This is a genomic window from Bradyrhizobium sp. I1.14.4 (assembly GCF_050435825.1).
GTDB lineage: Bacteria > Pseudomonadota > Alphaproteobacteria > Rhizobiales > Xanthobacteraceae > Bradyrhizobium.
Window position 1 is genome coordinate 1 of sequence record NZ_JBNDLA010000004.1, and the last position, 13,862, is coordinate 13,862.

14 protein-coding genes are annotated in these 13,862 nt (G+C 65.1%); 6 read left to right on the plus strand and 8 right to left on the minus strand.

Translation table 11 applies throughout. The annotated features are described in order from the left end of the window. Window positions 1–280: 280 nt before the first annotated feature. The 4 genes from ABIB78_RS09850 to ABIB78_RS09865 all read right to left on the minus strand — a co-directional run bounded on the left by ABIB78_RS09850 (window position 281) and on the right by ABIB78_RS09865 (window position 4,290). Entirely contained in the window at window positions 281–1,741 is a 1,461-nt protein-coding gene (locus tag ABIB78_RS09850) for a L,D-transpeptidase family protein (protein WP_429024051.1), read from the minus strand. A 229-nt stretch (window positions 1,742–1,970) separates the two neighbouring features. After that, window positions 1,971–2,933 carry an acetyl-CoA carboxylase carboxyltransferase subunit alpha gene (locus ABIB78_RS09855; RefSeq protein WP_429024052.1) on the minus strand — a complete coding sequence of 321 codons (963 nt, stop codon included), beginning with the start codon at window positions 2,931–2,933 and terminating at the stop codon, window positions 1,971–1,973. A gap of 201 nt (window positions 2,934–3,134) precedes the next feature. Continuing rightward, a complete protein-coding gene (xerD, locus tag ABIB78_RS09860) occupies window positions 3,135–4,127 on the minus strand; it encodes a site-specific tyrosine recombinase XerD (RefSeq protein ID WP_429024053.1) in 993 nt (330 codons plus the stop codon). Between the two features lie 16 nt (window positions 4,128–4,143). After that, the gene (locus ABIB78_RS09865; RefSeq protein WP_429024054.1) at window positions 4,144–4,290 is read right to left on the minus strand and encodes a histidine kinase; all 147 of its coding nucleotides are present in this window, start codon (window positions 4,288–4,290) and stop codon (window positions 4,144–4,146) included. 145 nt (window positions 4,291–4,435) lie between these two features. On the opposite strand from ABIB78_RS09865, the gene ABIB78_RS09870 reads away from it, so the two are divergent. Genes ABIB78_RS09870 through ABIB78_RS09880 form a run of 3 tightly spaced genes read left to right on the plus strand, consistent with a single transcriptional unit; the run spans window position 4,436 to window position 7,534 of the window. After that, the gene (locus ABIB78_RS09870; RefSeq protein ID WP_429024055.1) at window positions 4,436–5,068 is read left to right on the plus strand and encodes a shikimate kinase; all 633 of its coding nucleotides are present in this window, start codon (window positions 4,436–4,438) and stop codon (window positions 5,066–5,068) included. After that, window positions 5,065–6,207 carry a 3-dehydroquinate synthase gene (aroB, locus tag ABIB78_RS09875; protein ID WP_429024056.1) on the plus strand — a complete coding sequence of 381 codons (1,143 nt, stop codon included), beginning with the start codon at window positions 5,065–5,067 and terminating at the stop codon, window positions 6,205–6,207. Before ABIB78_RS09870 ends, aroB begins: the two co-directional genes overlap by 4 nt. A 16-nt stretch (window positions 6,208–6,223) precedes the next feature. After that, window positions 6,224–7,534, plus strand: coding sequence for an HlyC/CorC family transporter (locus tag ABIB78_RS09880; protein ID WP_429024057.1), 1,311 nt, complete (start codon window positions 6,224–6,226; stop codon window positions 7,532–7,534). Window positions 7,535–7,681: 147 nt separating this feature from the next. Here ABIB78_RS09880 and ABIB78_RS09885 read toward each other — a convergent pair whose 3' ends face one another. Together ABIB78_RS09885 and ABIB78_RS09890 are read right to left on the minus strand one after the other, a co-directional pair. Then, complete coding sequence (locus ABIB78_RS09885; RefSeq protein WP_429024058.1) at window positions 7,682–8,131, minus strand: hypothetical protein; 450 nt, start codon at window positions 8,129–8,131, stop codon at window positions 7,682–7,684. A 127-nt stretch (window positions 8,132–8,258) separates the two neighbouring features. Continuing rightward, the gene (locus ABIB78_RS09890; protein ID WP_429024059.1) at window positions 8,259–8,534 is read right to left on the minus strand and encodes a BolA family protein; all 276 of its coding nucleotides are present in this window, start codon (window positions 8,532–8,534) and stop codon (window positions 8,259–8,261) included. Window positions 8,535–8,643: 109 nt separating this feature from the next. Here ABIB78_RS09890 and ABIB78_RS09895 point away from each other — a divergent pair, with 109 nt between their 5' ends. Continuing rightward, the gene (locus ABIB78_RS09895) at window positions 8,644–9,279 is read left to right on the plus strand and encodes a J domain-containing protein (protein WP_429024060.1); all 636 of its coding nucleotides are present in this window, start codon (window positions 8,644–8,646) and stop codon (window positions 9,277–9,279) included. 172 nt (window positions 9,280–9,451) lie between these two features. On the opposite strand, the gene ABIB78_RS09900 is transcribed toward ABIB78_RS09895, so the two are convergent. Further along, on the minus strand, window positions 9,452–10,546 hold the full coding sequence (locus ABIB78_RS09900; protein WP_429024061.1) for a citrate synthase/methylcitrate synthase: 1,095 nt from the start codon (window positions 10,544–10,546) through the stop codon (window positions 9,452–9,454). 76 nt (window positions 10,547–10,622) lie between these two features. Here ABIB78_RS09900 and ABIB78_RS09905 point away from each other — a divergent pair, with 76 nt between their 5' ends. Further along, a complete protein-coding gene (locus ABIB78_RS09905; RefSeq protein WP_429024062.1) occupies window positions 10,623–11,846 on the plus strand; it encodes a citrate/2-methylcitrate synthase in 1,224 nt (407 codons plus the stop codon). A gap of 61 nt (window positions 11,847–11,907) precedes the next feature. Here ABIB78_RS09905 and ABIB78_RS09910 read toward each other — a convergent pair whose 3' ends face one another. Then, complete coding sequence (locus ABIB78_RS09910) at window positions 11,908–12,570, minus strand: DedA family protein (protein WP_429024063.1); 663 nt, start codon at window positions 12,568–12,570, stop codon at window positions 11,908–11,910. A gap of 293 nt (window positions 12,571–12,863) precedes the next feature. On the opposite strand from ABIB78_RS09910, the gene cobS reads away from it, so the two are divergent. Next, window positions 12,864–13,862: a cobaltochelatase subunit CobS gene (gene cobS / locus ABIB78_RS09915; protein WP_429024064.1), complete on the plus strand. Its 999-nt coding sequence runs from the start codon at window positions 12,864–12,866 to the stop codon at window positions 13,860–13,862.

A 13,862-nucleotide genomic window follows, 5' to 3' on the forward strand; every position in this document is an offset into this window, starting at 1 on the left:
CGGCCGGTTTCATTTCGGAATCGTGGCCGGCTTCAAATCGGAACGGTGGCCGGCTTCAAGTCGGAATACCCGGCCGGAATAAATCGGAATCCGCAGTCATGCCCGGCGCAGGCGGGGCATCCAGGACGCCGCGGCCTCTCGGCTCACGCACTGGCGTCTCTCGAATACTGGATCACCCGCATTCGCGGGTGACGACACCGAGGAACTTGGCTGTTTGCCAGTTGGATCAGAAACCCACCCTCGTCATTGCAATGACGATGGAGAGAGCCGCGGATCGCGCTTACTTCACTGCCGAGAAGCGGGTGTCGAACGAGTTCGTCTGCACCACCGGCGCGGAGCCGGCGAGCTGGGTTGACGTCGTCGGGGCCGGTGCGGCTGCGGCGGTGTTGGTGACCTGCGGCTTCGGTGCAGGCTTGGCGGCCTGCTTCGGCTCCGCCTTCGGTGCGACGCGAACCACCGATTGCGGCTTGGCCTCGGCGACCTTCGGCTTGGCAGGTGCAGCAGCGACCGGAGCTGGCGTGGTCTTGCTGGCGTCGGCGGTGCCGCCGATGCCGACCTTGCGGGCAAAGCTGGAGAAGAAGCCTTCGGACTTGTCGGACGCATTCGCCGACGCAACGCGGGTGCTGGCCGATGACGCGGTCGACGACGTCGTCGCCACGACCGGCTCTTCCTGCTGGACCGCGAGATTAGGCTTCGGCGGATTGACCGTGCCGGGGATCGTGCCGGGCGCGCGCGCCAGCGACATCGACTGCAGCGCCTGGCTGTCGCCGCCTTCGGAGAGACCGGTGTTTCCTTCCGGAATCTTGGAGGCGAAGATCGCATTCATGCCGCCGTCGATGCCGGTGTTGAGGCGCGCAACCGGCGTTCCCTTGGACACCAGCTTGGCGGTCTCGGCGGCGTCCCGCTGCTCCTTCTCGCGCACGGCGCTCGCGATCTCCTCGGGAATCACATAGGCCGGGCACTTCGCGGAGGCATCGAACACCGGATCGCGCGTTGCGTTCGGCGCCCTGACCGCATCGAAGACGTATTTCTTCTCGCAGAAGTCGACCTTCGGCTCCTGCTTCGTCACCTCGAAATGATCATAGCCTTCCTTGATCATCTTCCAGAAAGGCATGTTCGGATTGTTGCGGTGCTTGGCCATGTTCACCGGCGTCATCCGGAACGGATAGGCCTGAAACTGGAACGCCTTCTGGCCGCCGAAGAAGGACTCGCGGCCGAGCGAATAAATCTCCGCGATCTGCTCGTCGGTCATCGCGTAACAACCGCGCGAAGAACAGTCGCCATGCACCATCAGCTGCGAGCCGGTGCGGCCGAGTGCCTTGTCGAACGCGTTCGGATAACCGGTGTTGAACGAGAGGTAGTAGGCCGATTGCGGATTCATCTGGCTCGGGTTGATCGAATAGAATCCTTCGGGCGCCTGGCGGTCGCCCTCGCGGACTTTCGGACCGAGATCGCCCGACCAGCGGCAGATCGGATAGGTCTTGAGCAACGCGAACTGGCCGGAGCGGGTCTGCTTCCAGACCTCGAGCTCGGCTTCCTGCTTGAACAGCCGCACCAGGATCGGCGACTGCATATCCATGTCCTTCTCGGCCATGGCAGCGACGAGTTTTGGCGGGACCGGCTGATTGGCCTTGGCGTTGTTGGCGAGCGAGATCTGGTCGCTGTCACAGCCGGCGAGCAATGCGCCCACGGCGAGCACCGCGGAAGTCAGAAGCGCGCGTACGAGCGTGCGATGAGTCAAGTCCGAGCTCCACACCCACCGGGCGATTTTCGCGACCCCAACACGGCGAATATGCCCTGAAGCCATTGTGTAAAATATTAGCCTTCGACGACCCCTGCTCGCAACCTGAACCGGGGCTGACAGCCCTCACGGTAGCAGGCATGGTTCAAGGAACGTTAAAGACCCGGCTCGGGGCTCAATTACGGCAAAACTGCTCGATTTGGACGAAAAATCGGGCCGTTTGGGCGGGTCAGCCGAGCTTTCGGCCGATATCGAGGAACTTCTGGCGCCGCTGTTTGCGAATCGCGTCCGGATCAAGATTTCGTAGGTCGTTGAGCGCCTGGGCGATGGCGTCGCCCATGGTCGTGATCATCGCGGCGGGGTCGCGATGAGCGCCGCCGGAGGGCTCCTTCAGGATCTGGTCGATCACACCGAAGCGCAGCATGTCCTGCGCGGTGATCTTCATGCTGTTGGCGGCTTCCTGCGCCTTGGTGCCGTCGCGCCACAGGATCGAGGACGCGGCCTCGGGCGAGATCACGCTGTAGATCGCGTGCTCCATCATCAGCACGCGGTTCGCCGTGGTGATGGCGATGGCGCCGCCCGACATGCCTTCGCCGGTGACGATCGCGACATTGGGCACGCCGAGCGACAGGCAGGCGTCGGTCGAGCGCGCGATCGCCTCGGCCTGGCCGCGTTCCTCGGCGCCGATGCCGGGATAGGCGCCGGCGGAATCGACGATCGACAGCACCGGGATGCCGAAGCGGTCGGCCATCTCCATCAGGCGCACCGCCTTGCGGTAGCCTTCGGGGCGCGCCATGCCGAAATTGTGCTTGATGCGGCTCTCGGTGGTGGCGCCCTTCTCCTGGCCGACCACGCAGATGCTCTCGCCGCGGAAGCGGCCGAAGCCGCCCACCAGGGCCTCGTCGTCGGCGAATTTGCGGTCGCCGGCCATCGGCGTGAACTCGGTGATCAGGCCGGTGATGAAATCGGTGAAGTGCGGCCGCTGCGGATGCCGCGCCACCAGCGTCTTCTGCCACGGCGTCAGACTGGCATAGAGCTCGGTGAGCGCCTGCGCCGCCTTGTCCTCGATCCGCGCGACCTCGTCGCCGATGTCGCTGCCGCTTGCGGCGAGCGCGCGCAACTCGTCGATCTTGGATTCAAGCTCGGCGACGGGTTTTTCGAAGTCGAGATAGCTGCGCATCGGGTCGGGCATCAACTCAATATAGGGAGGAACAATGCGAGGGGCGAAGCGGTTTCAGCAGTGGAAAGAGAAGCTTTGTAACTTCAATCGGTTAACGGGCATCCGCGTGGAATGCACGCTTCGGGATCGCAGGCAGGCCACGCTCTTTCTGCGGAGACGCCGCGGAAGTCAAGGCGGATCAGATGAAGGTATCGATGTCCTGAAGCGCTGGACTTACTTCTCCGCCAGCGGATGCAGGTCGCGGACCAGGCTCTTCAGCCGCTCCTCGACCACGTGGGTGTAGATCTGGGTGGTCGAGATGTCGGTGTGGCCGAGCAGGGTCTGCACGATGCGCAGGTCAGCGCCATTGTGCAGCAAATGGCTGGCGAAGGCGTGGCGCAGCACGTGCGGGGAGACCAGGCGCGGCGCAAGTCCGGAGGCCGCGGCGAGCTCCTTCAGGTCGCGTGCAAAATGCTGCCGGGTCAGGTGGCCACTCTCGCCGGAGGAGGGAAACAGCCATTTCGAGGGCGCGGCCTTCTTTGCCTTCGGCCGCATGACCTCCAGCGCGGCGAGGTAGTCGGCCATCGCCTGACGCGAGGCGTCGTTCAGCGGCACCAGCCGCTCCTTGTTGCCCTTGCCGCGCACCACGATCATCCGCGCATCTCGCCGCGCCGCGGAGACCGGCAGCGACACCAGCTCGGAGACGCGCAGGCCGGTGGCGTAGAGCACCTCGAGCAGGCAGTACAGCCGCAGCGCGCGCAGCCGCTGCGCCGGCGAGACGTCGGTCCGGGTCAGCTCCTTGGCGCGGGTCAGCATGCGGTCGACATCGGCAATCGATAGCACCTTGGGCAGGCCGCGGCCGCGCTTCGGCCCGGACAGGATCGCGGCCGGGTCGTCGCCGCGGACCCGCTCGTTGAGCAGGAAACGGTAGAGATGCCGCATCGCCGACAGCCGCCGCGCCACGCTCGTCGACTTGAAGCCTCTGGTATCGAGGTCGGCCAGGTAGCCGCGCAGCGTCTCGGTGTCGGCGCCGGTGAAATCGGCGCCGGCGCGGGCGAGGTAGTCGGAGAAATCCGTGAGGTCGCGCCGGTAGGCGTCGAGCGTGTTGGCCCCGGCGCCCTGTTCCGCGGCGAGCATGTCAAGGAACAACGCGGTCAGTTTGGCGTCGGACGACCTAGCCTGAGTCTTGGCGGGCGTCTTGGCGGGGTTCTTGGCAGCAGCGGGCATGCCAGAATCATAGCGCCTATTTCTTGAGGAACTTATCCGGCGGGATGGTCACGGTCATTTCCCGCGGCTTCGGGTGCACGAAATTGGCCAGTGCGAAGACGATGCCGTAGCCGATCCCGAAAAGCACGGCGACGACCGTCAGGAAGCGGAACAGGCTGGGCATGGAGGCGACTCGGGCGGCGAATTAACCAATGAAATCATCCAACATGTTCCCCGCGCCGTTGCAAGAGTCGCTGGTAACGGTGTCGCCGGGGGTAGTATAGGTGGCTCGAATTCTGAACAATTCGTCCCAGTATCCGAGCTTTTTGATGTCCGACGCAGCCGTACCGGCGCCCACCCACCCGACCCTGGAGGCCGACATCGCGGCCGCGCTGGGGACGCGGTCGATCGTGCTGGTCGGCATGATGGGGGCCGGCAAATCGACGATCGGCCGGCGGATGGCGGCGCGGCTCAAGCTGCCGTTCACCGATGCCGACACCGAGATCGAGGCGGCGGCGGTCATGACGATCCCGGAGATTTTCGAGACCCACGGCGAGACGTATTTTCGCGATGGTGAGGCGCGGGTGATCGCCCGCATCCTCGACAGCGGCCCGATCGTGCTGGCGACCGGCGGCGGCGCCTTCATGCGCGAGGAGACCCGTAACCGAATTCGCGAGCGCGCGATTTCGATCTGGCTCAAGGCCGACAGTGATATCATCATGCGCCGGGTCCGCCGCCGCGCCGATCGTCCGCTGCTGCAGACCGCCGACCCCGAGGCGACCGTGAACCGGCTGCTGAGCGAGCGCGAGCCGGTCTACCGCAATGCCGATCTGACAATTGCCTCGCGCGACGTGCCGCACGACCGCATCGTCGACGAATGCCTTGAGGCCCTGCATGCACATCTGTGCGGTGTGCGTCCGGCCGGCGAGTCACCACCTGATGGATTGAACGCGACCTCATGACTGCGCCCGTGAAACATTCCGCCTCCGTTACCGTCGAGGTCGCGCTCGGTGATCGTGCCTATGACATCGTCATCGGCCGCGACGTGCTGCAATCGCTCGGCGAACGTATCGCGGCGCTGCGGCCCGGCGTGCGTACCGCCATCGTCACTGACCGCACCGTCGCCAAGCACTGGCTGGAGCCGGCCGAGGCATCGCTGGCCGCCGCAGGCGTGCCGACGTCGCGGATCGTCCTCGAGGAGGGCGAGGGCTCGAAGAGCTACGGCACGCTGACACAGGTCAGCGAAGCGCTGATTGCGGCGAAGATCGAGCGCAACGATCTGGTGATCGCGCTCGGCGGTGGCGTGGTCGGTGATCTCGCCGGCTTCGCGGCCGCGATCCTGCGCCGCGGCGTTGATTTCGTGCAGCTGCCGACCTCGCTGCTCGCGCAGGTCGATTCCTCCGTCGGCGGCAAGACCGGCATCAACTCGCCGCAGGGCAAGAACCTGATCGGCGCATTCCATCAACCGGTGCTTGTCGTCGCCGATACCTCGGTGCTCGATACGCTGTCGCCGCGCCAGTTCCGCGCCGGTTACGCCGAGGTCGCGAAATACGGCATCCTGGGTGACGAAGCCTTCTTCGCCTGGCTCGAAAAGCACCATGGCGACATCGTCGCAGGCGGCGCCGGGCGTGAGCACGCGATCGCAACCTCCTGCCGCGCCAAGGCCGCCATCGTCTCCCGCGACGAGCGCGAGACCGGCGAGCGCGCGCTGCTCAATCTCGGCCACACCTTTGGCCATGCGCTGGAAGCCGCGACCGGCTTCTCCGACCGCCTGTTCCATGGCGAGGGTGTCTCGGTCGGCATGGTGCTTGCCGCTGAATTCTCGGCGCAACTCGGCATGATTTCGTCAGACGATGCGGGGCGCATCGCGCGTCATCTGTCCGCGGTAGGATTGCCGACGCGCCTGCAGGATATCGCAGGCTTCACGCAGGAAGGGCTGGCCGATGCCGACGCGCTATTGGCGCTGATGGCGCAGGACAAGAAGGTCAAGCGCGGCAAGCTCACCTTCATCCTGCTGGAGGCGGTCGGCCGCGCCGTGATCGCCAACAATGTCGAGCCGCAGCTGGTGCGCGACTTCCTGCAAGCCAAGCTGAAGGCTTAAGCCACGGATCACGTCAGTGGGATGGTTCACCTTCTCGATCGTGCTGCTCTGCCTCTTCATCTCCGCGTTCTTCGCGGCGAGTGAGACGGCGCTGACCGGCGCCTCGCGCGCCAGCATGCTGCGGCTGTCGAAGCAGGGCAACAGCGAGGCCGGCGTCGTCTCCAAGCTGATCAACATGCGCGAGCGGATGATCGGCGCGTTGCTGCTGGGCAACAACATCGCCAATATCGGCGCCTCGGCGCTGGCGACCGGCGTGTTCACCGCCTGGTTCGGCGATGTCGGTGTGCTCTACGCCACCGCGGTCATGACCGTGATGGTCGTGGTGTTCGCGGAGGTGCTGCCCAAGACCATCGCGATCAACGCGCCCGACCGCGTCTCGCTTCTGGTCGCGCGGCCGATGCGGCTGACGATCTTCGTGCTGGGGCCGCTGCTCACCGTCATCGAGACCATCGTGCTGGCGCTGATGAAGCTGCTCGGCATCAAGGTCGGGGCGCATCAGGCGGTGCTGTCGCCGACCGAGCGTCTGCGCGGCGCGGTCGATCTGTTGCATCACGAAGGCAAGGTCGAGAAGCAGGACCGCGACATGCTCGGCGGCCTGCTGGACCTCAGCGAGCTGCAGGTCTCCGACGTGATGGTCCATCGCACCGAGATGACCATGGTCAACGCCGACCTGCCGCCCGAGGAGCTGGTGCGCGAGGTGCTGGCGAGCGAATACACCCGCATCCCGCTGTGGCGCGAGAAGCCGGAGAACATCGTCGGCGTGCTCCACGCCAAGGATCTGCTGCGCGCGATGCGCGCCAATGAGGGCGACATGTCCGCGATCGATGCTTCCGCGATCGCGCTGCCGCCCTGGTTCGTGCCGGAGATGCGCCCGGTCTCCGACCAGTTGAAGGCGTTCCGCCGCCGCAAGACCCACTTCGCCCTGGTGGTCGACGAGTATGGCGAGGTCGAGGGCATGGTGACGCTGGAGGACATTCTGGAGGAGATCGTCGGCGACATCTCCGACGAGCACGACGTCGTCGTCGCCGGTGTGCGTGCCCAGCCGGACGGCTCGGTCGTGGTCGACGGCTCGGTGCCGATCCGCGATCTCAACCGCGCGATGGACTGGCGCCTGCCGGACGAGGAGGCGACCACGGTCGCTGGTCTCGTGATTCACGAGGCACGCTCGATCCCGGACCGCGGCCAGAGCTTCACCTTCCACGGCTTCCGCTTCCGCGTCCTCCGCCGCGAGCGCAACCGCATCACTGCGTTGCGCATCGTCGCGGTGCCGCGCGAGGCCGCCGACCTCGACGAGAAGAAGCCGAAGCGGGCCGGCACCGCGTTTTAGCGCTCGGCGGTGGTGCCGATCTATCACCGTCATGCTGAGGAGCGCGCAAAGCGCGCGTCTCGAAGCACGACGGCCCGACTGGTGGCCGTGCATCCTTCGAGACGGCCGCGTTGCGGCCTCCTCAGGATGACGGATCACGCGGCAGGGCTACTCGATATCGATCGAGATGCCTGACAGCTTCCACGCGCCGTCGGAGGGGATGAAGCCGAGCTGATACTTCACCTGCTTGGGCGTGGTGTCGAAATGGCCCTTCAGACGCAACACGCCCTTGTCGTCGATCCTGGCGTCCTCATCGAGGACGATCGGCTTGGCCACCACGGCGTCGAACACGGCGTGCTTGTCGACCAGATCCTTGAAGATCGTCTGCAATTTGTCGGGTGGAAACTGGTCGCGGAACGGCTTCGAGATCTTGGCGTGGAACACGGTGAAATTGTTCGCGGCCACCGCATCGTTGAGCGACACCAGGATGCTCTTGATCAGCACCTCCTGGACGAACGGGCTCGGCATATCCAGCGCCGAGGCCGGACGCATCGCGCAGATCAGGAGCAGGCCGGCGGCGGTTACGGTCGACCGGAAGCGTGGCCAGCAAGGGATCATCAATGGCCCCATATCATGCGCGGCGCTGCGATCCATCGTTCACCCGCTCACCTATGGGGCAGGTCCATCGCCGAAGCTCCTATCCTCATAAAGGAAAACCGCCGCGGCGTCTTGAGGCAAGCCCGAACTAGCGCGGCTTTTCCCCGGGGGCGTGTGCATGGAGCGCCAGCGCATGCACCGAGCCGGCAAGTTCCTGCGCCAGCGTCGCATTTATCATGCGATGGCGTTCGATACGGCTCTTCCCTTCGAAGGCCGGAGACACAATATATACCCTGAAATGCGTCTCGCCGCCTGGCCTGTGGCCGGCGTGGCCTTCATGCAGATGTGACTCATCGGCGACGTCGAGGCTTTCCGGCAAGAAAGCTTCACGCAACTTGTTTATGATAGTGTCTTTGGTGCTCATGGCGGCGGAGTTAGGTCCGCGACAGCTTTTCGTCAATGGTACAAGCGGGAAACGAGGTCTGCGCAATGTCAAGACTTGAAGAATTGTGCATTGCGTAGTCAAAGAGAACATGCCGATCGATTCATCAAAATTCTTCGACTCCATTCGCATCAAGCCGACCAAGGTGGGTGCGAAGCGCCAGGCGCAGGCCGGTGAGCAGGCTGTGACCTGCGAGTGGGCGGGTTGCCAGAACAAGGGTGCGCACCGCGCCCCGAAGGGTCGTGAGAATTCGCGCGAGTATTGGCACTTCTGTCTCGATCACGTCCGCGAGTACAACCAGTCCTATAATTTCTTCCAGGGCATGAATCCTGACGATGTCGCTCGCTACCAGAAGGACGCGCTGACCGGCCATCGTCCGACCTGGAAGATGGGCGCCAACAACGGCAAGAAGGAGAGCGGTCTCGATGCCGCCTCCGACCCATTTCACGTGTTCTCCGAGCTGAACGGCCGCGGCCGCTGGCGCCCCGGACCGGGTGGCGCAGAGCCCAAGCCGGAGACGCGCAAGATCATGAATGCCGAGCGCAAGGCGCTGCTGGTGATGGGGCTCGGCGCCGGGGCGACGCTGGAAGACGTCAAGGCGAAGTACAAGGCGCTGGTGAAGCAGCACCATCCCGACGCCAATGGTGGCGACCGCTCCACCGAGGATCGCCTGATCGAGATCATCAAGGCGTACAATTATCTGAAGACCGTGGTGCGTGAGGCCTGAACTCTCGCCTTCGTCGCCCCTGCGAACGCAGGGGCCCATAACCACCGGCCGTTATTGTCTGCATAGGATATCAGTCCGACGGCCCTATTGATGGGCCGCGGCGTACGGGTCCCTGCTTTCGCAGGGGCGACGGCGGAGTTTGTGACTCCGCCGTCGGATGCTTCGTGCTGCCTCAACCCTTCGGCACCGCCCCGACATAGGACGAGCTCGGCCGGATCAGCCGTCCGGTGCGCCGCTGCTCCAGGGCGTGCGCAGTCCAGCCGGCGGCACGGGCGGTGGCAAAGATCGGCGTGAATGCCTGCCGCGGGATTTCCAGCCCGTCGAGCAGGATCGCGGTGAAGAACTCGACATTGGTCTCGAGCGGCCGGTCCGGATTCTTCTTGCCCAGCGCTGCGCGGATATAGGCCTCGACCTCGCCGGCAAACGGCAGGTCGGCGCCGCTGGCCTCGAGGCGTTCGATGGCGACCTTCAGCGCGTCAGCGCGCGGGTCACGCACGCGATAGACGCGATGACCAAAGCCCATCAGCCGTTCGCCATGCGCCAGCGCGCCGTCGACCCAAGGCTTGATGCGCTCACGGGTGCCGATTGCGTCCAGCATCTCCAGCACCGGCTCCGGCGCGCCGCCATGCAGCGGGCCGGTCAGCGCGCAATAGCCGCCGGTGACAGCCGCGAACAGATCGGCCTGGGTCGACGCGATCACCCGGGTGGTGAAGGTCGATGCATTCATGCCGTGGTCGCAGACGGTGACGAAATAGGCATCGAGGGCCGTGACCTCGCGCGGCTCGGCCTTGCGCCCCCGCAGCATCCGCAGCGTGTCGGCGGCGTGGCTGGCGTTCGGGTCCGGCGCGATCGGGGCATGTCCCTTGGCGTGCTGGACTAGGGCGCCCGCGATCACCGGGAAGGCGCCGACGATGGTTGCCTCGTGCTCCAGCCCGTTCTCGCCGCGCAGGCCTGCGATCGCGGCCCGGAAGCCGTCGACGATCGACATTCCGCGCGTCGCCGGCAGCAGGTCCGGCAGCCGCGCAAAGGCGCGTTCGCGGGCGGCGCCGAGGCTGGCGCGGACGTTGGCTTCGCTCAGCGACTTGCCGGTGGCGCCGTTCCACAGCCGCGCCGTGACGCCCTCGAAGCTCGACTTGCCTGCGAGGTTGGCGACGTGCTCGCCGGCGATGATCAATTCGCCGCGCTCGCCGTCGACATGGCTCAACACGGTCTCGGCTGCGGGAACGCCGTCCAGACCGATCTGGCTCTTGGTGAGAATCATGTTCATGGCCCGATCTCCTTGCTTCACACCTTGAAGGTCGGGCCTCTCGACGAGTTGATCAATCTTGATTATATAAATCAATATGAAAAAATCCGCCGAGCTTTACCTCTCCGCCCGGGAGGCCGCCGCCGAGCTCGCGATCTCGCCGGCGACCCTCTACGCCTATGTCAGCCGCGGGCTGATCCGTTCCGAGCCGTCGCCGGATTCGCGCAGCCATCGCTACCGCGCCGAAGACATCAGGGGGTTGAAGGAGCGCCGCGTGCCGTCGCCGGAGCCGCGCGGGTTTCGCAATTTCGACGCCGACCTGCCGGTGATGGATTCGGCGATCGCGACCATCACCGAGCAGGGCCCGATCTATCGCGGCGTGAATTGCGTTGATCTTGCCGAGCGGGACACGCTGGAGCACACCGCGACACTGCTGTGGGATGTCACCAGCGTCGATCCGTTCGCGGCGGACAATTGTCCGCATGTCTCGGACGAGATGCGCGCGATCGCGGAAGCTGCGCGCCGCGCCCAGCCGATCGACCGCACGGTCGCGGTGCTGGCGCTGGCGGCAAGTGCCGATCCCGGCGCCTTCACCCGCGCGCCCGACGGCCGTGCGATGGTCGGCGGGCGCATCTTGCGGCTGCTGGTTGCGACCATGCTGAATGCGGCACCGTCGGTGGACCTGTTGCATGATCAGGTGGCGCGGGTCTGGACGCCAGACAACAAGCACGCGCCCGACCTGATTCGCCGTGCGCTGGTGCTGCTCGCCGATCACGAATTGAACGCTTCAACCTTCACCGCGCGCTGCGCGGCATCGACCGGGCTCAATCTGTACGACTCCGTGATTGCGGGTCTCGTTGCGCTGAAGGGACCGATGCATGGCGGCGCCGGCGTGCTCGCCTCGCGCCTCGTCAAGACGATGATCGACAATGACGTGGCGCCGGTAGTCCGCGAGCGCGTCGCGCTCGGCGAGCGCTTCGCGGGCTTTGGGCACGGCGTCTACAAGAAGGGCGATCCGCGCGCGATCTCGCTGCTCGAAGCCCTGACGCGGGCCGGCGCACCGCGTAAATTCACCAGGGAAGTGCCTGACAGAATCGCGGAGGCGACCGGCGAATTCGTGAATATCGACTACGCGCTGGCGGTGCTGGTCCATGCGCTGCGAATGCCCGCAGGCAGCGAGCTTGCGCTGTTTGCGATGGCGCGCAGCGTCGGCTGGGTCGCGCATGCCAGCGAGCAGCTTCAGCTCGGCAAGCTGATCAGGCCGCGCGCGCGTTATGTCGGCCCGTCACCCGGGCGGGCCGGTACGGCCAACAGCATCTAGCGCATGAGCCGGAAAAGTGGGGACCGGTTTTCCGAACAGATCATACGCACAAAAGATCGGGCTACTTTGCCGGCTTGGCCGGTTCGATCAGGCCGCCGCCATGCCGGCGGCGGATGGTCCAGATCGCCAGCGTCAGGATGACGGCGGCGCCCGCGACCGCAAACATCCATAGATGTTTCCCGACATGTTCGTGATGCGGCAGGCCGGCATAGTCATGCAGCGCGGTGACGGCGAGCACGCCGGGCAGCACATGCGCCGGCGCCCAGAGCAGGATGGCGGGGATGTTGACCGCATAGAAGCGGGCCGGTGGCATATCGAGCGCGCCGGCCGTGATCGGCACGAAGGCGCGAATCGGCGGTACGAAGCGGGCGAAGAACACCGCGAGCACGCCCCAGCGATTGAAGAAGGCCTCGCTCTGCGCGACCACGCGCGGATAGTTGGAGAGCGGCCATGCCGACAGGATCTCGCGCTGGCTGCGGTAGCCGATCAGATAGGCCGTGCCGTCGCCCAACGTCGCGCCGATGGCCGCGGCGGCCAGCACCGGCCACAGCTTCAATTCGCCGCCTGGCACCAGCGCGCTCAGCGCCAGGATGATGGTCGAGCCCGGCACCAGGGAGCCGGCCACCGGCACCGCCTCCAGCAAGGCGGCCAGAAACAGCGTCAGATAGGCGAGCCAGGCATGGGCCGAAACGAACGCGATCAAAGGGTCAAGGAATGAAGTCACAAAATTCCCATGCGGCGGTGATATGGATTTAAGAGCTAACAACTCTCCGCCGGGCTGAAAAGTGCCCGGTCGGGCAGGCCGCCGTGGCGCTGCGGCGAAAGTACGGCGAGATTTGCAGGGCAGCCTTCCAAAAACCGAGTTTCACTCCTATCTTCATGATAGAACAATGGAACTTTGATTTGCCCGCGGACTTCTGCCAGCCGTTGCTCTCTGCTAGGCTTGCGCGCAGCACCCCATCCGCAGCCAAATGACCTAAATCTGGTTTCGGGAATGCCCGGGACCTCGGAGGATGAATGACGACCGCCGTCCAGACCAAAGCGCAGGAACCCGTCGGCTTGCCCGACATGAAGGTGTCGGTTCGCCAGGTCTTCGGGATCGATAGCGATCTGGAAGTCCCTGCCTATTCCGAAGTCGATCCGCACGTTCCGGAGGTCGATAGCGACTACCGCTTCGACCGCGCCACCACGCTCGCGATCCTCGCCGGCTTCGCCAAGAACCGTCGCGTAATGGTCACCGGCTATCACGGCACCGGCAAGTCGACCCACATCGAGCAGGTTGCGGCCCGCCTCAACTGGCCTTGCGTGCGCGTCAACCTCGACAGCCACATCAGCCGTATCGATCTCGTCGGCAAGGACGCCATCGTGGTCAAGGAGGGCAAGCAGGTCACCGAATTCCGCGACGGAATCCTGCCCTGGGCGCTGCAGCACAATATCGCGCTGGTGTTCGACGAATACGACGCCGGCCGCCCGGACGTGATGTTCGTGATCCAGCGTGTGCTGGAGGTCTCCGGCCGCCTGACGCTGCTCGACCAGAACAAGGTGATCAAGCCGCATCCGGCGTTCCGCTTGTTCTCGACCGCCAACACGGTCGGCCTCGGCGACACCTCGGGCCTCTATCACGGCACCCAGCAGATCAACCAGGGCCAGATGGACCGCTGGTCGATCGTCACCACGCTGAACTACCTCGCCCATGATGAGGAAGTGGAGATCGTGCTGGCGAAGGCGCATCACTACCGCACCCAGGAAGGCCGCGACATCGTCAACAAGATGGTGCGGCTTGCCGATCTGACCCGCAACGCGTTCGCCAATGGCGACCTGTCGACGGTGATGAGCCCGCGCACGGTGATCACCTGGGCGGAGAACGCCGACATTTTCAGCGACATCGGCTTCGCGTTCCGCGTCACCTTCCTCAACAAGTGTGACGAACTGGAGCGGCCGCTGGTCGCCGAGTTCTACCAACGCTGTTTCAACGTCGAGCTGCCGGAATCCTCGGTCAACGTGGCGCTCAGCTAG